The sequence below is a fragment of the Nonomuraea sp. NPDC050790 genome, from assembly GCF_044456745.1.
In the GTDB taxonomy this organism is placed as follows: Bacteria; Actinomycetota; Actinomycetes; order Streptosporangiales; family Streptosporangiaceae; genus Nonomuraea.
On record NZ_JBITGF010000003.1, the window covers coordinates 77,776 to 95,955 of the forward strand.

The window sequence follows — 18,180 nt, forward strand, 5'->3', positions numbered from 1 at the left end:
TAGGAGGGCGACATTCAGGATCCGTATAGCCCGCGACGCCGCCGCGCCTCCTGCGCCAGCCCTTCCGCTTCGGTGAGGCCACGCTGGTCGCCAAGCAGGACAAACTCTCCCATAGCACGCTCAAGCCCCTCAACCGCCTCATCAATCTCATCGAGGTCGAGATGCGCTTCGGCCATCGCGAGCAGGGCCTGCCCGGCGCCTCTGCGGTCGCCGAAGGTCTCGAAGATCTCCAGGGCGGCCGCCGCGCTCCGGGGATCCGGCCGGCCCTCGGCCCGCGCGATCCGCGCCAGGACCAGCAGACCGGCCGCCTCGGGCAGCCGGTCGCCGAGCCGCCGGTTGATCCGCAGGCGGCGCTCGGCGTACTCGCGCGCCCGAGGCAGCCCGCGCGCGGACAGGTGCAGGTTCGCCAGGTCGAGCAGCGCCTCCGCCTCGCCGCGCGGATCGCCCAGGGCGAGGTAGCCGGCCAGCGCCTCCTCCAGCAGCGTGCCGTCGCCCTTCAGCGCGCCGAGCGCGCGCAGCGTGTCCGTCCTGCCGCGCTGGTCACCGGCCTGCTCGAAGACAGCCAGACAGCGGGCGTACGCGCGCTCGTCACCGGTCACCAGCCCCAGCCTGAGCGTGACCCTGGCCAGCTCCAGCCCCTCGACCAGCGGCAGGGCGGCACGCAGCGCCGCCGCGGCGGCCTCCAGGTTGCCCTCGATCCGGTGCAGGTCGGCCAGGCCGCGCAGGAGCAGTGCCTCGCCCTGTCGCTGGCCCGCCGCCCTGGCCGCGTCCAGGCCGGTGGCCGTGCTCTGGTGCCAGTCGTCGTGGTGGGCGCCCAGCTCGTAGAAGGGGGCCAGGTAGAAGGCCAGCCGCCAGGCCGCCTCGTGCAGGCCCGCGCCGTGGAGGTCGGCCACGCACGCGGTCAGGAACCGCCGCTCGGAACGCAGCCAGCCGGCCGACTCGCGCAGCAGGGTCGTCTCCAGCACCTGTTCCTCGGTCCGCGCGACGGTCCGGCCGGAACCCGGCTCGGCGGGCAGCAGCAGTTGCCTGGCCCGCCTGGCCCGATCGAGGATCTCCCCCGCCACCCCGGCCAGCGTCCCGGGGCCGCCGGCCGCCAGGAGTTCGGCGGCGTAGAGGCGGGTGAGGTCGTGCCAGCCGTAACGCTCCTGGCCCGACTCGTCGAGGCCGCGCGACTGCAGCAGTCCCGCCTCGGCCAGCGCCTCCAGGTCGCCGAACACCCACGAGGCGAAGTCCGGCGCCGACAGCGCGCCCAACCGCCGGAAGAGCGTGCGGTCCCGCTCGCCCAGCCCCTCGTAGCCCAGGGCCAGGCTGCCGCGCACCGCCAGGTCGCCCGCGCTCAGCTCGTCGAGGCGGCGCCGGGAGTCGCTCAGGCGGCCGGCCAGGTGTTCCAGGGTCCAGCCCGGTTTCCTGGCCAGGCGGGATCCGGCCACGCGCAGCGCGAGCGGCAGGTGGCCGCACAGCGCCGCGATCCGCTCCGCCGCCTCGGGCTCGGCCGTGACCCGCTCCCGCCCGGCGACGGCGCCGAGCAGGTCAACCGCCTCACGCGGGGCGAGCACGCCCAGTTCGCGGGCCCTGGACGCCTCCAGGCCCGACAGCGGGGAGCGGCTCGTGACCAGGGTCATGCTGCCGGCGCCCGTGGGCAGCAGCGGGCGTACCTGGGACTCGGTGGCGGCGTCGTCGAGCACGACGAGCAGCCGCCGTGCGGCCGTCATGCTCCGATAGAGCCGGACCCGCTCGGCCGGCGCGGCGGGCACCCCGCCCTCGGGGCAGCCGAGCGAGCGCAGCAGGTCCTCCAGCACCGCGCCGGGCGCGCGCTCGCGCAACGTCGCGAACAGCACGCCGCCGGTGAACGCGCCGCCCGCCGACGCCGCCGCGTGCACGGCGACCGCGGTCTTCCCGCACCCGGGCGGCCCGTGCAGGACCAGGTGGACGGGCGCGCCACCCGCTTCGGGCGCCGCCTCGCGCATCCACCGCAGCACGTCCTGCCGCCCGGTGAAGTCCGCGATGTCCGGCGGCGTCTCGCTGGGCGGGCGCGCGGGCGCTTCCTGCCCCGCCAGCACGTCGGCGTGCGCCCGCCGCAGCTCCTCCCCAGGCTCCAGGCCCAGCTCGTCCACGAGCACCCGCCGCGCCTGCTGGTAGGACTCCAGCGCCTCCGAGCGCCGCCCCGCCAGCCGCAGCGCCGTGACCAGGTGCGCCCAGGCGCGCTCGCGCAGCGGGTAGGCGGCGACCAGCGCCCGCAGCTCGCCGACCACCTCGCCGCCGCGCCCGAGCCTGAGGTCCAGCTCCACGCGCTCTTCGAGCGTCCGCAACCTGAGCTCCTCCAGCGGTACGGCATGCGCCCGCCGCAGCTCACCCGACTCCACGTCCGCCAGCGCGGCCCCACGCCACAGCCCGAGCGCCGCCCGCAACCGCTCGGCCGCCTCGGCCAGGCTCCCGGCCTCCCTGGCCCGCCTGCCCTGCTCCACCAGCCGCTCGAACCGGTGCCAGTCGACCAGATCGGGCTCGACCGCCAGCAGGTAGCCGCCGGGCACCGTCGTGATGCCGTCCACCACCTTGCGCAGCGCGCTCACGTACACGCGCAGCACGGGCTCGGCGGAGGCGGGCGGCGCGCCGTCCCACACGACGGCCATGAGCCGCTCGATCGGCACCATCCTGCCGGGCGACAGCAGCAGCGCCGCCAGCAGCGCGCGGTGCTTGGCGGGGCCGGGCGGCGGGGTGCCGTCCGGCAGCATGAGCGGCCCGAGCACCCCGAAGGCCACGGCATCACTCACGACTGGACCGGTTCGTCGCGCACGGCGCTGCCCGCTCGCCGCTCTGCCCGCTCGTCGCTCACGGCTCTACCGGCTCCAGCGTGAACGCGTTGAACCGCACCCGCATCGCCCGCTCGCCCGAGGGCGCCGCGTGCACCCCTGCCGCCGTGTCCAGGTGGGCCCGGTCGGTGTCGCGCACCTCGCCGACCTTGCGGCCGTTGACCCACATGCCGAGGGTGGCCCTGCCGTCCTCCCGGGTGCACCGTGCGGTGACGCTGGTCTCCGCGGCGGGCTTCACGCGGGCGGGGCCGTACAGGATGGCGGGTTCGGCGCCCGCGCGGCGCTTGACGATCGTGGCCTGCCCCGCCGCGCTCACCGAGAACTCGTAGCGGTCGCCCGCCCGCTCCGTCCCGTGGCACCACACGCCGAACTCGCCCGCGCCCTCCTCGACGCGCGCCCGCGCGCTGACCGTGACGCCCTGCTCGGGCTCCTCCCGCGGCGCCGACTTCCACAGCCGCCACCCCGGCCTGGCGGTCAGCACGTACGCCTCCCCGTCCACCCGCGCCTCGCCGCCCTGCGAGGCCCCGACCTCCCACGCCTGCCCGAACCCCGCGCGGTACGGCCACGTCTCCCCCAGCAGCGCCGGCACGGCCACCGCCGCTCCACCCGCGACCAGCACCGCGAGCCCGCCGGCCAGCCACCACTTCCACCGCCCGCGAGGCCGCCCCGGCCCCGGCTGCGGCTGCGGCTGCGCGGGGACGGTCCACGTGCGCTCCACCACCTGGCTGGCCTCGGCCGGCGCCGACCGCCCGGTCCCGAGGAGCGCGTCCAGCAACTGCTGCGCCGTGGGCCGCGCGGCCGGATCCTTGGCCAGCGCCCACTCCACGAGCCCGCGCATCGGCTGGTCGAGCCCGTCGAGGTTCGGCCCCTCGTTGACGATCCTGTACAGCACCTCGTGCGGCGCGCCGCCGCCGAACGGCAGCCGGCCCGTCCCGGCGAAGGCGATCACCCCGCCCCACGCGTAGACGTCGGCGGCGGGCGTCACCGGCTCGGCCCGCACCTGCTCGGGCGCCATGAACGCGGGCGTCCCCAGCACGACCTGGCTGGCCAGGCTCTGCGCGTCCACGAGCTGGGCGATGCCGAAGTCGATCACCCTGGGCCCGAGCGGCGACAGCAGCACGTTGGACGGCTTGAGGTCGCGGTGCACGACCCCGGCTCCGTGGATCGCGCTCAGCGCCGTCGCGATCCCGACCGCGAGCGCCTCCAGGTTGGCGCCGGAGAAGGCCCCCTGCTCGCGTACGGCGGCGGCCAGGTCGGGCCCCTTCACGTACTCGGTGACCAGGTAGGCCGTCTCCCCGTCCAGTCCCGCGTCGATCACCGGCGCCGTGCAGAACCGGGCGACCCTGCGCGCCGCGGCCACCTCGCGCTCGAACCGCCGCCGGAACGCCGCCTCCCTGGCCAGTTGCGGATGGATCACCTTGACCGCCGCCATGCCGCCCGTGGGCCCGGTGGCCAGGTAGACCTCGCCCATGCCGCCCCGGCCGAGCAACCGCCGCAGCGTGTACCCGCCCACCACCCGTTCCGTACCGTTCATAGCAGGACACACATTAGCCAGATACCGCTTTTCCCGGACGCTCCGTGCATGCCAGACTGCCCGGACACCGGCCAGGAGGGACTCGATGGGCCTGCACGTCGAAAGCCGGCCGTCCGACTCGCCCTATGTCGATCGGGTATGGCGGAGCCGCAGCTCCGATGTCGCCCGGATGATGTCCGTCGCGGCGGCCCGGTGGGACCTCGTCTTCTGGGAGCACCGGGGGCAGGTCAGCGCCGCCGTACAGGGGCCCGAGACGCTCGCGCGCCCGGCGCCCGTCCCCGAGGAGGCGACGTTCTTCGGCATCACCTTCTCCCTCGGCACCCTGATGCCGCACCTGCCGATCGACCGGCTCGTCAACGGCTCCGCCGCGATCCCCGACCCCACCGCCAGGTCGTTCTGGCTGAAGGGCTCGACCTGGCACGTGCCCGGCTACGACGACGCCGAGGCGTTCGTCGCACGGCTGGCCCGCGAGGACGTCCTGGCCCGCGACCCGGTCGTCGCCGCCGCGCTCGACGGCGGCCGTCCCGACCTGTCCGAGCGCACCCTCCAGCGCCGCTTCCTGGCGGCGACCGGCCTGACCCGCGGCGCCGTACGCCAGATCGACCGCGCGCGGCAGGCAGCGATCCTCCTCCAGGAGGGGCGGCCCGCCCAGGACGTGGTCCACCGGCTCGGCTACTTCGACCAGCCGCACCTGTCACGCTCGCTGACCCGCTACATCGGCAGGACCGCCACGCGACTGGCCGGCCCGCAGCCCCTAGCGGAGCCGCTGTCGCTTCTGTACAAGACGTGAGCCCCGGGGCCCGCCTACCCTGCCACTCGGATCGACCGACCTAAGGAGCACCGCGATGGCCAGGATCATCTCCAGTTTCTTCATCTCCCTCGACGGCGTGGTCGAGTCGCCCGACCAGTGGCACTTCCCCTACTGGAGCGATGAGATGGGCGCCGTGGTCATGGAGGGCATGAGCAGCGCCGCGGGCTACCTCATGGGCAGGACCCTGTACGACGAGTGGTCCTCCTACTGGCCCACCGCGGAGGCCGACCCCGAGGCCGGCCGCTCGCTCAACGAGAGCCGCAAGTACGTCGTGTCCAACAGCCTGGAGAAGGCCGACTGGAACAACACCACGATCATCTCCGGCGACGTCGAGGCCGGGATCCGTGAGCTGAAGGAGACGACCGAGGGCGACATCCAGATGTCCGGCTCGGCGACGACGGTCCGCTGGCTGCTGGCCCACGACCTCCTGGACCAGCTCAACCTGCTCGTCCACCCCATTGTGGTGGGTCATGGCAAGCGCCTGTTCGAGGACACGCCGACCCATCCGCTGAAGCTCACCAACTCGGTGACCTTCGACACCGGCGTGCTGAACCTCTCCTACGTCCCCGCCCCCCGCTGACCGCTCACCAGAACCCACCCACCGCCCCGCTGTAGAGCACGGCCGGGGCTCGGTGAGTCAGGAGCTGTCCGTGGCGGCCGCCGCCAGGTCCCAGAAGCCGGCGTAGCGCCCACCGCGCCGCAGCAGCTCGTCGTGGCCGCCTTCCTCCACGATCCCGCCGCCGTCGAGGAAGACGATGCGGTCGGCGCGGCGCACCGTCCGCATCCGGTGCGCCACCATCACCACGGTACGGCCGGCCATCAGGCGTTCTATCCCCTGGTGAACGGCCGTCTCGTTGACCGGGTCCAGGGCTGAGGTCACCTCGTCCAGCAGCACGACGGGCGCGTCCTTCAGCAGCGCCCGCGCGATCGAGACCCGCTGGCGCTCGCCGCCCGACAGCAGCGCGCCGCCCTCGCCGACGTGCGTGTCCCAGCCTCCGGGCAACCGTTCGATCACCTCGTCGAGCCGGGCGGCGGTGGCGGCGGCCCGTACCTCCTCGGCGGTGGCGCCGGGACGGCCGAGCCGTACGTTCTCCTCGATGGTGCCGGCGAAGAGGTAGACGTCCTGGAAGACGATGGCGATCCGCTCCATCAGGGCCTCGGTGCTGATGGAGCGCACGTCCACGCCGCCCATGCGGACGGCGCCCGCGTCCACGTCGTAGAAGCGGGCCAGCAGTTGCAGCAGGGTGCTTTTGCCCGCGCCCGACGGCCCGACCACGGCCAGCCGCTGCCCCTGCGGCACGGACAGCGACACGCCGTCGAGCACCGTGCGCTCGCCGTGCCGGAAGGTGACCGACGCGAACTCCAGGTCGTGGCGCTCGGGCAGGACCGGTTCGCGGGGTTCCGGCAGCGGTTCGGTACGCAGCACCGCGTCGAGCCTGGTCAGCTCGGCACGCGCGGCGCGTACCTTGCCGCCGATGTCCGACAGCGACAGCAGCGGGTCGGCGCTGCGGGCGGCCAGCACGAGGATCGCCAGCACCTCCGCCACTCCGACGCCCCCGCCAAGGGCCAGGTAGGCGCCCAGGACCAGCAGCGCCGTGAAGATCGCCTGCACCGCGAGCGTCAGCGCCACCGCCCCCGACAACGCCGACACCACGGTACGGCGGGCCGCGCGCTCCAGCTCGCGCAACGCGTCGTCGAGCAGCCGGAACCGCTCGCGGGTCCGGCCACCGGCGCGCAGCACCGGCTGGGCCTGCACGTACTCGATCACCCGCCCGGTCGCCTCGTGGCCGCGCTCGGCCATCCGGGTGTCGGCGGCGGCCATCGAGCGTCCCGCCCAGACCTGGATCGCCGCCACGACCGGCACGGCGACCAGCGCGGCCAGCCCCATCTGCCAGTTGAAGGCGAGCATCACCGCCACGATCGTCAGCGGCGTCACGGCGGCCGCGACGAACGGCGACAGCAGGTGCGCGATCACACTCATCGCCTGCAGCACGCCCTCCCCCGCCATGACCGACACCTGTCCGACCCGCGCGGCGCTGTACCAGCCGATGGGCAGCCTGGCCAGGTGCCCGCCGAGTCGGTGGTACATGCCGCGCAACAGCGAGATCCCCATCCGGAACCCGGACAGGTCGGCGAAATAGCGCAGCGCGGCATACGCGGCGACCGCGATCCCGAACCCGGCCAGCCACGGCACGGCCGCACCCGGCGCGGGCCCGAACAACGCGCGCAGCACCGGGACCAGCAGCGCGTACGACAGCCCCTCGGCCACCGCGGTCGCCGTCATCAGCGCCACCGTGCGGCGCAACGGCCGGGCGTACTCCTCGCCCAGCACCCGGATCAACAGGCGGATCATCAGAGCTCGTCTCCCTGCGGTGCTTGATGGGACTGCCAGAACGCGGCGAACCCGCCGCCCCGCGCCAGCAGCTCGGCGGGCCGGCCGCGCTCGGCGATCACCCCGTCTTCCAGCAGTACGACGGTGTCGGCGTCGGCGACCGTCTCCAGGCGGTGGGCGATGACCAGGATCGTGCGCTCGCCCGCCAGCCGGGACAGCTCCCTGCGCACCGCGTGCTCGGTGTGCGGGTCGGCGAAGGAGGTCGCCTCGTCGAGCACCAGGACGGGCGCGTCGGCGAGCAGCGCGCGGGCCAGCGAGATCCGCTGCGCCTCGCCGCCCGACAGCTTCACCTCCTCGCCGATCACGGTGTCGTAGCCGCGTGGCAGTTCGAGGATCCGGTCGTGGATGTTGGCCAGGCGGGCGGCGCGTACCACGTCGCCGGGGTCGGCGTGCGGCACGGCCAGCGCGATGTTGTCGGCGACCGAGGCGCGCAGCAGGCGCACGTCCTGGAAGACGAAGGAGACCATCCGGTGGAGCTCCCGGTCGCCGAGTTCGCGCAGATCGACTCCGCCCAGCGTGACCGTGCCGTGGCTCGGGTCGAAGAACCTGGGCAGCAACTGGACCAGCGTGGATTTGCCGCTTCCCGACGGGCCGACGACGGCGGTGACCGTACCCGGTTCCAGGACGAGGTCGATCCCGCGCAGGACCTCGTGGTCGGCGTCGTAGCCGAAACGGACCCCGCGCAGCTCCACCCGGTGCCCCCGCGGCGTGACCGGGTGGAGGGGTTCGGGCAGCGGCGGCACCGCGAGCACGTCCTTGATCCGGCCGACCGCGCGCCCGGCGGCCTGCATCTCGTCGAAGCCGTGGCCGAGCGCGGCCACCGGGGCGGTCAGCCCCAGCCCGAGCAGCAGGAAGGGCAGGAGGTCCGCCGGCGCGAGCCCGCCGGAGGTGATCAGGACCGTGCCGCCGACGAGCACCACCAGCAGCACGAACGGCGGCGACAGCACCACCTGCATGGCCGCGCCGATCCCGGAGATCCCGTAGACGAGCCGGGAGAAGATGTCGACGAACTCGTCCACCGCCGTCACGAACCTGCGGTGGGCCCGCCCCGACCCGCCGAACGCCTTCACCACCGCGATCCCCTGCACGAACTCCACGACCGAGCTGGTGATCCGTCCCATGGCCGCGTCGAACGCCTTCTGCTCGCGCAGCCGGGCGGGCGTCATCATCAGGGGCACCAGGGCCAGCGCCAGCACGACCGGGATCAGCGTGACCAGCGTGAGCCGCCAGTCGACCAGGAACAGGTAGACGAGCGACACGAGCGGGACCACGAAGGCGGAGACCAGCTCGCCGGGGGTGTGGGCGATGAACGGATGCACGGCGGCCACGTCGTCCCCGACCACCTTGGCCAGCTCGCCGCTGCTCCTGCGGGAGAACCAGCCGATCGGCACCTCTCCCAGTCTGGCCGCGAGCCGTCTGCGGAACATCAGTTGCACCCGGCCGTCGACCAGGTGTCCGATGCCCGAGGAGGCCCCGGTGAACAGCAGCCTGACGAACAGGCCGGCCGCGCCGGCGAGCACGACCGTCCAGACGTGGCCGTGGTCGATCGGGCCCGGCGACAGCAGCGTACGGCCCAGCTCGACCACGGCCAGCAGCGGAGCCAGCCCCGCGACGGCGCCGACGACCTGGAGCAGGACGACGGCGGCGAAGCTCCACGCGTGGGGGCGCAGCAGCTCGGCCATGGTGGGTTGCTCGGTGGCGTTCATCGCTTCTCCAGGCGGCTGCCGCGCGGAAGGGTGACGGCCAGGATGTTGCTGGGGATGTCCAGCTCGATGCGGTGCCAGCGTCCACGCGGGACCACGGCCGCGGTGCCGGCGATCAGCCTGATCTCTTCCTCTTCCTGGTCGGGGTGTTCCGGGCGCAGGTAGAGGCGGAACTTTCCGATGAGGCAGGTGATCAGTTCCTCGGCCTCGGGGTGGATCTCCCAGTGGTCGGAGTGGACGTCCGCTCCTGTCTTGGCGTGCTGGACGGTCATCCGCCAGCCGTCCTGGGTGGGGGGTGGGGTGGCGATCTTGACCTGGCCGTCGTGGTGGAGGTGGAGGGAGGAGGCGAACAGATCTATCGGGGTGACGGTCACTTCGACACAGCCTTTCCGCTTTGTTCAGGCATGCTTCGTCCCTCAAGTTCGGCTTGGCCGCCTCCAGAAGCGGCTCGGCCGCCTCCAGGAGCGGCTTGGCCGCGAAGGACGGTGGCGGCGATGAGGACGGCTACGGCCAGGAGCGCGGCGCAGAGGGTGAGGCTGAAGGCGTATCCGTCGGTGAGGGTCTGGGGCGTCACCATCTGGCCGGTGCGCTGGTGCGCGACGGTCCCGAGGACGGCCAGCCCGAACGAGGCGCCGAGCTGGCGTGAGCTGTTGAGCAGGCCGGAGGCGGTGCCACTCTCGTGCGCCGCGACCCCCGTGGTGGCGGCGGATACCAGCGGCCCGAGGCACAGCCCCAGCCCGGTCCCGACCACGATCGAGGGCACGAGCACGTCGGTGGCGAAGGCGCCATCCGGACTGATCATCCCGAACCAGGCGAACCCCGCCCCGGTCAGCAGCCCACCCGCGATCAGCAGGCTCCGGGGCGCGAACCGGTAACCGAGCCGGACCGCGAGCACCGACCCGGCGACCACCGCGAGGGCCATCGGGAGGAACATGAGCCCGGTCAGCGCCGGTCCCGTCCCGAGCACGCGCTGGAGATAGAGGGAGGCGAAATAGAAGGACGCCGCCATGGCCGCCCCGGCCAGCAGGTTGAACAGGTTCGCACCCAGGACCGACCGGCTGGCGAACAGGCCGAGCCGTACCAGAGGCTCACGCTTGGTGGTCAGCTCGACCCGCACGAACGCGACCAGCAGCGCGACCGCGACCACCAGCGTCACCACCGTAGTCGGCGAGGTCCAAGCATGATGTTCGGTACGCACGACGCCGAACACCAGCAGCGTCACGCCCGCCGTGGCCAGGATCGCCCCGAGCACGTCCGGCCTCCCGCCACCCCGTCCCCCGTCGCCCCTTCCGCCACCATCGGCGGCGACCCCACGCCAGGCCAGGGCCAGCGCCCCTGCGGCCATCGGCACGTTCACGAACATCACCCAGCGCCAGCTCGCGTACTCCGTGAGCAGACCCCCGATCAGGACGCCGAGCGCGCCACCGGCGGCGTTCGTCGCACTCCAGATCCCGAAGGCCCGCACCCGGCTCCTGCCTCCGGGAAACGTCGTGGCCAGCAGCGACAACGCGGCCGGAGCCAGTGCCGCGGCCCCCACGCCCTGGACGGCCCGCGCGGCGACCAGCTGGCCGGCCTCCTGGGCGAACCCGCCCAGCAGCGAAGCGAGTCCGAACAACGCGAGCCCGAACAGCAGGACCCGCCTGCGGCCGTAGCGGTCGGCGGCCTTGCCACCGAGCAGGAGCAGGCCGCCGAAGGTGAGCGCGTAGGCGTGGATCACCCAGGTCAGCCCGACCGCGCCGAAGCCGAGCCCGGCAGCGATCTCGGGCAGGCCGACGTTCACCACGGACAGGTCGAGCGACACCATGAACTGCACGACGGCGACCGTGGCGAGGATGAGCCCGGCGCGGGCTGAGGTTCCCATGCCCGCCATCGTGCTCGCGCCGCAGCTCAGAGGCGTCGTACCCGTGAAGTCAATTGCCCCTACCGCCGAGGCACCAGCGGACCGCCAAACTACGACCCAGGGAGTAGTCCCGTCGCCTTGATCGCCCTCGCAAGCGGACCCCACTCCCCGAGGCGGAGCAAGGGTGCCCCCAGGGCCGCTCTCAGGGAAGCACCCGATGTCCATCCGATCCCACCCGGATCAAGCTGTGCACATGCGGATCAGCCGGGCCGGTTGGGCCCTCATGACGGCGCTGTCGCTGTTCATCGTCTTCGTAGCCGCGAAGTACCTGACCTTCGACCCGTCGGTGTACTTCGAACAGCAACGCGAGATCTACATCGACCGCGCCCTCCCCCTCGGCCTGCACGTCACCGGCGCGATCGTCGCGCTGGCGATCGGCCCCCTCCAGTTCGCCACCCCGATACGCCGCCGCCTGCCCCGCCTACACCGCACCATCGGCATCCTGTACCTCCTGGGCTGCCTGGCCGGCGGAATAGGCGGCCTCCTCCTGGCACCCACCGCCCACGGCGGCCCCATCGCCACCGCCGGATTCATCGGCCTGGCCGTAAGCTGGCTGGTCACCGGCACCATGGGCCTGTACATGATCCGCACCGGCCGAGTGGCCGACCACCGCCGCTGGATGATCCGCAGCTTCGCCCTCACCTTCTCCGCCGTGACACTGCGCCTCATGCTCATCGGGTACGCCACACTGTCCGCGGCCGGCCTCATCACCCTGGACTTCACCACGGCCTACGTGGCGATCGCCTGGCTGTGCTGGGTCCCGAACCTCCTGATAGCCCTCCACTTCACCCGCTCCGCAAAACACCCCCAACCCAGAGAAAGCATCACCGTGTAGCCCTTACCCATCCGTTGATGACCAGCACGGTTGACAGGACCGGGTAAGCCTCGATCGTGACGCCCGCCGTCGACTACGCGAAGACCTCAAACCAGCTCAACCCTGGAGCTGTCACGTTTGCCGCCGAAGCCTCGATATCTCAGCATCGGGCACACCTCCGCCCGACCAGCCCGAGAGGTACACGGTGGACCTTGTCACGGTGCTCATGTCGACCCTGCTCTCGGCCTTGTGGCAGATCTTCCGCCGCCCCATCCTCCTGGGCCTGCTCATCCTCGGCTTCCTGCTGATCGGCATCGGCACCCTGTGGGCGTCCACGGCCGCGAACGGCTGGTGGCAGGACTTCCTCCTCAACGCCGGAGTGAACCTCATCTTCGTCGGAGCCGTCGACCTGCTCATCCTCAGCGTGATCGCCCGAGGCCTGCTCCAGAGCAACCCACCCGCCTCCCCCGAAGACCGACAGGCTCTCGAACTCTGGCGCATACCGCTGTCACACCTGCAGGAGGTCAGCGAGGCCCTACGCGCATGGCAGGCGCTCTCCCCCGACACCAACCCACCGGACAGGCCCTCCCCGGATCAGCGGCGGTAGGCCCAGATCGCGCCACCGCGGCCGGACGGTGCCGCGCCGACCGCCCAGACGGAGCTGCTCCCCAGTTGAGCGGCAAGGTCACGAACCGACGCCTTCTTGTCCGGCGGCGCGGGGAACACCCCCGGCTCCACCCCGTCGACCCCGATGTGCAGGAACCTGCTGCCCCCGCCCTTGGCGTCGTAGACGATCCAGGCCCCGCCCATCCCGTCCGGCTCCGCCTGGGCACGAGGCTGGAAACCCGGTTCCGCACGCACCTCGAACGCCCAACTACCCGGATAGCCGGACAGCAGCAAAGTCTGGCCGCAGAAGGAACGCTTCGCGGTGCCGCACGGCCAGGCGGCCCATCCGACCGCCATCACCCGCCCCGTCTCCCCGTCGACCGCGACATCCGTCAGCTCCGAGATCTGGCCCGGATGCGCGGACGGGACCGCCGGAAGCGCTTCTGCTCGCCAGGCGGTGCCGTTCCAGCGGGCCAGCGCCGCCGTACCCCTGGTCGAGCCCGCCGCCCACTTGCCGTCGAGCCCCTTGACCACGATCGGCGTGGGCACCTTCCGCCACACCGACCCGGCCAGGCGCCGCAGAGTGGACCGCGCCTTCCATCCCGCCTGGCCCGCCGACGGGAACACGTTGGAGTTCTCGATGACCCACAGGTTCTGCCCGATGGAGTACGCCCGATCCACCCGGCCATGGCTCCACCGCTTGACCAGCCACCGCCTGCCGTCCCAGCGGGCGTAGCGCGCGGCCCCGAACGCCCACACCCTGGTGTCGGACGCCGACGCCAGCCGCTTCACCCGGAACCCCGGCCCGGCGACCCGCTTGAACCCAGAGCGCCCGCCCTTGAGCAGAAGCGGCTCCTTGAGCCGCGTCCCAGCCACCCAGACCGCCCCACCCTGCGTGACCGTCACGGCGTCGTAGGAGTCGCGGCGGTCGTGGTGGACGACACTCCACTGACCTTTCGTCGTTACGGCATGCGCCGCGACCGGCCCGGCGGCGGCGACGAAGACGACGGCTGCGGCGGCACCACGTAACCAGAACCTCATGCAGGTGAGACGCGCCTGGGAGGCGAAAGGTTGGCATCCAGCCACCGGCCCTCCCCGAAGCCACTGAGCGCCTGGGGCCCCAACGACTCGCTGCGCCGCTGAGTCGCGCTCCAGGGACGTCCTTCGCGAGGCGCCCGGTTCAGGGGCGGCGGTAGCACAGGATGACGGCGCCGGTGGCGGGGATGGTGGTGGCGTGGGAAAGCTGCCACGTCGACGTGAGTCCGTCGGGCAGCAGGCGTACTCCGCCACCGAGGGTCGCCGGCATCACGGCCATGTGGAGTTCGTCGATCAGGTCGGCCTGGAGCAGTGCCTTGATGATGCTGGCGCTGTTGATGACGAGAATGTCGCGGCCCGGCGCGCCCTTGAGGGAACGCACCTCTTCTTCGAGGTCACGTGAGACGCGGGCGTTGCTCCATTGGGTCTTGTCCAGGTCGGCTTGCTGCAGGGTGGTGGAGATGACCACCTTCTCGACTGTGGCGAGCCAGTTGCCCAGGTCACGGGTACGGGCCGAGCTGTTCGGGTCGCTGGTCAGGCCGGGCCAGACGGCGGTGAAGCCCTCCCAGTTGACGCGACCGACGAGCGCGGTGCTCACGCCTCGCCAGATTCCCTCGTACATGAGCTCGCTCTGCTCGCTGCTGATGTGCTGCATGGCCCAGCTCATGTCGTCGTCGGGGCCGGTGCTGGTGTAGCCGTCCATCGAGACGACGGCGTCGGCGATGACCTTGCGCTGCTGTCCGGTGTTCTCCGGCATGGCGAGATCCCCTTCTCACGGTCAAAACAGTGTCCTATGGACGCTGTCTATGTCACACTCTCAGCGCGGCAGCAACCATTTCTGAAGGATCACTCGGACAGCACCGTCCAACCGTCGCGGGGTCCACACCCCCCGGACACAACGCCTGACAGACAAGATCAGGTCAGTGGACCTCTTCGTTGCCTGTCGACTTCAGGGACGCCTTGAGGCTCTCCTGGGCGCCTACGACGTGCGGTTGGGCATAAGAAAACCCGGCCCACCAGGAGCCGGGTGGTAAGTGCTGGCAGGGCCCGATTCAGTCTCCGTAGCGGGAGCCGATTCGGCACAGCCACCCCGAAGGTCACAAGTAGGCACCGACGGTCCCAGGTCGCCGTCGATGAACGACCTCAGCGACGTCGAACGCGTCCAACCCAGCCGAATCAGACGATCATCGCCGATCGGCAGTGCTACGACCGCCTCGTGGAAGGTGAGCTCACCAAGCAAGACCGCGCCTGCTTGGCATCTCCAATCAAGCGCGCAAGCCGCGCGCCGCAGGCGTGCCTGATCAGGACGCCCGAGCGCAGCGAGGACCCCGGGGGCGGGGTGGGCTGCAACTGCCCAACCGCCGTCTCCTGAACCAGGCGTTCTTCCAACGCCTCTACCTCGACACAGACGGTGTGGCCAGCGACGCCCCGACAGCACCCCTTGCACCCGTGCTCCACGTCCAACGCAAAAACGGCGGTGTCCCGAAGGACACCGCCGTTGATCAAACAAACCTCCGCGCTACTCGCCACCGCCCTAGAAGGAGGGTGTTCGAGTAACACATCTTGGGTGGAGGTGGCGGGAATCGAACCCGCGTCCTTCAACCCCAAACCAGGGCTTCTCCGGGCGCAGCCTGCTTAACGTGTTCTCAGCCCCGGCGCTCACGCAGGCGCGTCGCCGACAGGCTCAGCCACTGTTTGTTTTCCCGCTCTCCCCCGTGGCCGGGTCGAGCGGTGGAGCCCTCTAACGATGCCAGGCCCTGAGCCGAGGGCGTGCTCAGGCTGACAGAGGTTTCGCTACTTAGGCAGCGAGAGCCAGGGAACCCTGGCTGACCTCGGAGTGCTTCTTATTGGCACTTATTGTTTGCGGTCACAGTGTTAACGAGGTTATGTCCGCCGTCCTCGGCCCGCTTCCCCTGACTTGCAAGGTCAAAGTCGAAGCCAGTCACCCCCATGTTCAGTTGTCAACACGGCCCAACATGCGGCCGAGCAACAAGAAGATACAACTCACAACACCACCAACGCCAACTCATATTCCAGCGGACATGCCGAAACCCCGGAGACACGGCAACTTCAGCACGCGTCCCCGGGGTCGACCGGCAGGGTCGAGCCGGTCCGGACGGCAGGACTTCCCCCGAGATGAAGTCCTGTCTCGTCACGGTGACCGGGTCCGCAACCCCCCGAGCGGCCCCAGTCATCCACTAAGACGCGACGCGAGGCCCGTTTGGTTGCTCTCCGTCACAAGAAAATTACTGGGGGTTACGCAGGGCTCCGAAGAAGCGTCCCGCGGTGGCCGCGGCGTCGGAGTTCTTGGCCAGTACGGCTACCGCCACATCCCCCTGCCACCCGACGAACCACCCGAGCTGCTGGCTGGGCAGGGCGGCGGCAACGCCGTACACACGACCGGCTCCTCCCTGCGCGGCCGGTGCGCTGGCGACGCCCGCCTTCATCATCGCGGTGAGGGCGGTGCGGACGGCGGGGTCGACCGGCACGCTGGCGGGCGGCTCGGCGGCGACCTGCTCGGCGGCGGGGTCGGGACGGTCGGGGCTGGTGACCAGCGACGGCGGCCGCCACGTGCCGGACTTGACCGCCGCGGCCACGAGCGCCATGGACAGCGGGCTGACCTCGACGTTCTGGCCGGCGATGGCCTGGGCCTTCTCGGCGTCGGTGGCCAGGCTGGGCATCTTGCCGGTGAACGCCTTGAGGGGGAGCTGCCAGTTGACGCCGATGCCGTACGCCTCGGCGCTGCGCTTGAGCTGCTCGGGCTTGACCCGGCGGGCCAGCGAGGCGAGGGCGGTGACGCAGCCGCGCGCGAAGCTCTCCTGGAAGGTGGCGGTGGGCTGCTGCGTCTGGCCGCTGGTCAGGACGAACCTGGCGCCGCCCACGGTCCGCTCGGCGGGGCAGCGCAGCCGCTGGCCGGGCTTGACGCCGGCCTTGATCAGGGCGTCGGCCGCGACGATGGAGAAGGCGGTGCCGGCCGGGTACTTGCCGCCCAGGGCGTCCTTGACCTGGCCCATGTCCTTGGCGCCCACCGCGAGGATCTCGCCGGTGGAGGCTTTGACGGCGACGAGCGTGCCGGACTGGGTGGTGCTCACGGCGGTGTCGGCGGCCTGCTGGGTGAGGCTGTCGAGGGTGGTGTGGACCGGGCCGTTCGGGCGGCCGGGCCATTCCTTCAGGACGGCGACGTCCTCGCCGGTCTTGAGGTCGAGGGTGATCACCTGGGTCTTCGTGGAGCCCGTCAGATGGTTCTGGTACGCCTTCTGCAGCCCGTTACGGCCGACCGAGTCGCCGGCCCGCTGCGGCCCGCCCAGCTTGACCTCGGTCTCCGGCGTGAGCGCGCCCACCTTGCCGACGATGTCGCGCGGCGGAGCCGGGTCGACCGGCTGGTCCTGGGGCTGGACGTGGACCTTCGGCCGGATCTCCTCGATCTTCTGCTGCACCTGCAGGTAGCGGTCGCGGCCGAACGTGGCGAGCTGCACGAAGTCGCCCGGCGGCGAGGACCTGACCCGGCTCAGCAGCCGGTCCTCGGCGAAGCCGGTGATCGTGGCGAGCTGCTTGACGACGCTGGAGGTCTGGTCGCCGAGCGCGGACGGGGTCACGCCGACGACGTACAGCCTGCCGGGCCGCTGGAGCGCCTCGCCGGTACGGTCGACGACCTTCTGGCGGGGCTCGGAACTAGGGCGTACGGCGAGCCGCTGGCCGTCCTTGAGCTGCGGATGCAGCACCGACTGCGACCAGCGCACCTTCCACAGACCGTTGACCAGGTGCAACGGGAGCGTGCTCTCGTACTCCCAGAGCGGGCTGTTCTCGCCCAGGTCGACCTCGGCGCCGAACCGGGCCGTCGTGGCGTCGCCCTGGCGGCTGAGCGACTTCACGCGGAACCGGAAGGACGCGGCGTCAAGGTCGAGCTTGGCGGCTTCGAGCGCCTTGCGGACGACGGCCGGGTCCCCGTCGGCGCGGCTGGCGGCCAGCTCGTAGTCCTCCGACTGCCAGCCGACCAGGAAGTCGCGCACGGCCTCGTGTGCGGACGGCTCCGCGAAGCAGCCGGTCAGCGTCATGCTCGCGGCCGTCAACGAGACGGCCGCGGCGAGGGTACGGCGGGCCCTTCTCATCGGTTGCGTTGCCGTAGGGCCCTGGCCATCTCGCGCTTGGCCTGCTGTTCGGCCAGGGTCTGCCGCTTGTCCCAGTCTTTCTTGCCTCGGGCGACGCCGATCTCGACCTTGGCCTTGCCGTCCTTGAAGTAGAGCTGCAGCGGCACGATCGTCAGCCCGCCCTCCTTCGTCTTGGCGGCCAGCTTGTCGATCTCCTTGCGGTGCAGGAGCAGCTTGCGCTTGCGGCGGGCGGCATGGTTGGTCCACGTCCCCTGCGCGTACTCGGGGATGTGGACGTTCATGAGCCACGCTTCGCCGTCGTCGATGCTGGCGTAGCCGTCGGCGAGCGAGGCGCGGCCCTCGCGCAGCGACTTCACCTCGGTGCCCTGCAGCACGAGCCCCGCCTCGAAGGTGTCCTCGACGTGGAAGTCGTGCCGGGCACGCTTGTTCTGGGCGATGACCTTCCGCCCGGTCTCACGTGGCATGG

General features: G+C 71.6%; 14 protein-coding genes and 1 other RNA gene. 4 read left to right on the plus strand and 11 right to left on the minus strand.

Annotated elements, in window-relative coordinates; translation table 11 throughout:
- Positions 1–14: 14 nt before the first annotated feature.
- Positions 15–2,771, minus strand: coding sequence for a BTAD domain-containing putative transcriptional regulator (locus ACIBEJ_RS15255; protein WP_397183331.1), 2,757 nt, complete (start codon positions 2,769–2,771; stop codon positions 15–17).
- 58 nt (positions 2,772–2,829) lie between these two features.
- Positions 2,830–4,344, minus strand: a complete 1,515-nt coding sequence (locus tag ACIBEJ_RS15260; RefSeq protein ID WP_397183333.1) for a protein kinase — start codon at positions 4,342–4,344, stop codon at positions 2,830–2,832.
- Positions 4,345–4,429: 85 nt separating this feature from the next.
- Here ACIBEJ_RS15260 and ACIBEJ_RS15265 point away from each other — a divergent pair, with 85 nt between their 5' ends.
- On the plus strand, positions 4,430–5,134 hold the full coding sequence (locus ACIBEJ_RS15265) for a helix-turn-helix domain-containing protein (protein ID WP_397183335.1): 705 nt from the start codon (positions 4,430–4,432) through the stop codon (positions 5,132–5,134).
- A gap of 55 nt (positions 5,135–5,189) precedes the next feature.
- A complete protein-coding gene (locus tag ACIBEJ_RS15270; RefSeq protein WP_397183336.1) occupies positions 5,190–5,735 on the plus strand; it encodes a dihydrofolate reductase family protein in 546 nt (181 codons plus the stop codon).
- A gap of 57 nt (positions 5,736–5,792) precedes the next feature.
- Here the strand turns inward: ACIBEJ_RS15270 and ACIBEJ_RS15275 are convergent, their stop codons facing one another.
- From ACIBEJ_RS15275 to ACIBEJ_RS15290, 4 genes are read right to left on the minus strand one after another with little or no spacing between them, the layout of a single operon-like run.
- Positions 5,793–7,508 carry an ABC transporter ATP-binding protein gene (locus ACIBEJ_RS15275; RefSeq protein WP_397183337.1) on the minus strand — a complete coding sequence of 572 codons (1,716 nt, stop codon included), beginning with the start codon at positions 7,506–7,508 and terminating at the stop codon, positions 5,793–5,795.
- Complete coding sequence (locus ACIBEJ_RS15280; RefSeq protein ID WP_397183339.1) at positions 7,508–9,253, minus strand: ABC transporter ATP-binding protein; 1,746 nt, start codon at positions 9,251–9,253, stop codon at positions 7,508–7,510. The genes ACIBEJ_RS15275 and ACIBEJ_RS15280 overlap by 1 nt, the downstream gene beginning before the upstream one ends.
- Entirely contained in the window at positions 9,250–9,624 is a 375-nt protein-coding gene (locus ACIBEJ_RS15285; RefSeq protein ID WP_397183340.1) for a cupin, read from the minus strand. The genes ACIBEJ_RS15280 and ACIBEJ_RS15285 overlap by 4 nt, the downstream gene beginning before the upstream one ends.
- On the minus strand, positions 9,621–11,111 hold the full coding sequence (locus ACIBEJ_RS15290; protein ID WP_397183341.1) for an MFS transporter: 1,491 nt from the start codon (positions 11,109–11,111) through the stop codon (positions 9,621–9,623). Before ACIBEJ_RS15290 ends, ACIBEJ_RS15285 begins: the two co-directional genes overlap by 4 nt.
- Positions 11,112–11,343: 232 nt before the next feature.
- On the opposite strand from ACIBEJ_RS15290, the gene ACIBEJ_RS15295 reads away from it, so the two are divergent.
- On the plus strand, positions 11,344–11,985 hold the full coding sequence (locus ACIBEJ_RS15295) for a DUF2306 domain-containing protein (protein ID WP_397183342.1): 642 nt from the start codon (positions 11,344–11,346) through the stop codon (positions 11,983–11,985).
- A 184-nt stretch (positions 11,986–12,169) separates the two neighbouring features.
- Positions 12,170–12,571: a hypothetical protein gene (locus ACIBEJ_RS15300; protein WP_397183343.1), complete on the plus strand. Its 402-nt coding sequence runs from the start codon at positions 12,170–12,172 to the stop codon at positions 12,569–12,571.
- Here ACIBEJ_RS15300 and ACIBEJ_RS15305 read toward each other — a convergent pair.
- The 5 genes from ACIBEJ_RS15305 to smpB form a co-directional block, all read right to left on the minus strand.
- Entirely contained in the window at positions 12,559–13,611 is a 1,053-nt protein-coding gene (locus ACIBEJ_RS15305; protein WP_397183344.1) for a hypothetical protein, read from the minus strand. The genes ACIBEJ_RS15300 and ACIBEJ_RS15305 overlap by 13 nt on opposite strands.
- A gap of 139 nt (positions 13,612–13,750) precedes the next feature.
- A complete protein-coding gene (locus ACIBEJ_RS15310; protein WP_397183345.1) occupies positions 13,751–14,362 on the minus strand; it encodes a dihydrofolate reductase family protein in 612 nt (203 codons plus the stop codon).
- A gap of 808 nt (positions 14,363–15,170) precedes the next feature.
- Positions 15,171–15,555, minus strand: a transfer-messenger RNA (tmRNA) gene (ssrA, locus tag ACIBEJ_RS15315).
- Positions 15,556–15,851: 296 nt separating this feature from the next.
- Positions 15,852–17,714: a penicillin-binding transpeptidase domain-containing protein gene (locus ACIBEJ_RS15320; protein ID WP_397183346.1), complete on the minus strand. Its 1,863-nt coding sequence runs from the start codon at positions 17,712–17,714 to the stop codon at positions 15,852–15,854.
- On the minus strand, positions 17,711–18,178 hold the full coding sequence (smpB, locus tag ACIBEJ_RS15325; RefSeq protein WP_397183347.1) for an SsrA-binding protein SmpB: 468 nt from the start codon (positions 18,176–18,178) through the stop codon (positions 17,711–17,713). The genes ACIBEJ_RS15320 and smpB overlap by 4 nt, the downstream gene beginning before the upstream one ends.
- Positions 18,179–18,180 lie beyond the last annotated feature (2 nt).

Excerpts from the sequence above, each read along its gene's own strand:
- ACIBEJ_RS15320 (WP_397183346.1), bottom strand. The coding sequence starts at position 17,714 with ATGAGAAGGGCCCGCCGTACCCTCGCCGCGGCCGTCTCGTTGACGGCC.
- ACIBEJ_RS15280 (WP_397183339.1), bottom strand. The coding sequence starts at position 9,253 with ATGAACGCCACCGAGCAACCCACCATGGCCGAGCTGCTGCGCCCCCAC.
- ACIBEJ_RS15290 (WP_397183341.1), bottom strand. The coding sequence starts at position 11,111 with ATGGGAACCTCAGCCCGCGCCGGGCTCATCCTCGCCACGGTCGCCGTC.
- ACIBEJ_RS15310 (WP_397183345.1), bottom strand. The coding sequence starts at position 14,362 with ATGCCGGAGAACACCGGACAGCAGCGCAAGGTCATCGCCGACGCCGTC.
- ACIBEJ_RS15305 (WP_397183344.1), bottom strand. The coding sequence starts at position 13,611 with ATGAGGTTCTGGTTACGTGGTGCCGCCGCAGCCGTCGTCTTCGTCGCC.
- ACIBEJ_RS15260 (WP_397183333.1), bottom strand. The coding sequence starts at position 4,344 with ATGAACGGTACGGAACGGGTGGTGGGCGGGTACACGCTGCGGCGGTTG.
- ACIBEJ_RS15265 (WP_397183335.1), top strand. The coding sequence starts at position 4,430 with ATGGGCCTGCACGTCGAAAGCCGGCCGTCCGACTCGCCCTATGTCGAT.
- ACIBEJ_RS15275 (WP_397183337.1), bottom strand. The coding sequence starts at position 7,508 with ATGATCCGCCTGTTGATCCGGGTGCTGGGCGAGGAGTACGCCCGGCCG.
- ACIBEJ_RS15295 (WP_397183342.1), top strand. The coding sequence starts at position 11,344 with ATGCGGATCAGCCGGGCCGGTTGGGCCCTCATGACGGCGCTGTCGCTG.
- smpB (WP_397183347.1), bottom strand. The coding sequence starts at position 18,178 with ATGCCACGTGAGACCGGGCGGAAGGTCATCGCCCAGAACAAGCGTGCC.
- ACIBEJ_RS15270 (WP_397183336.1), top strand. The coding sequence starts at position 5,190 with ATGGCCAGGATCATCTCCAGTTTCTTCATCTCCCTCGACGGCGTGGTC.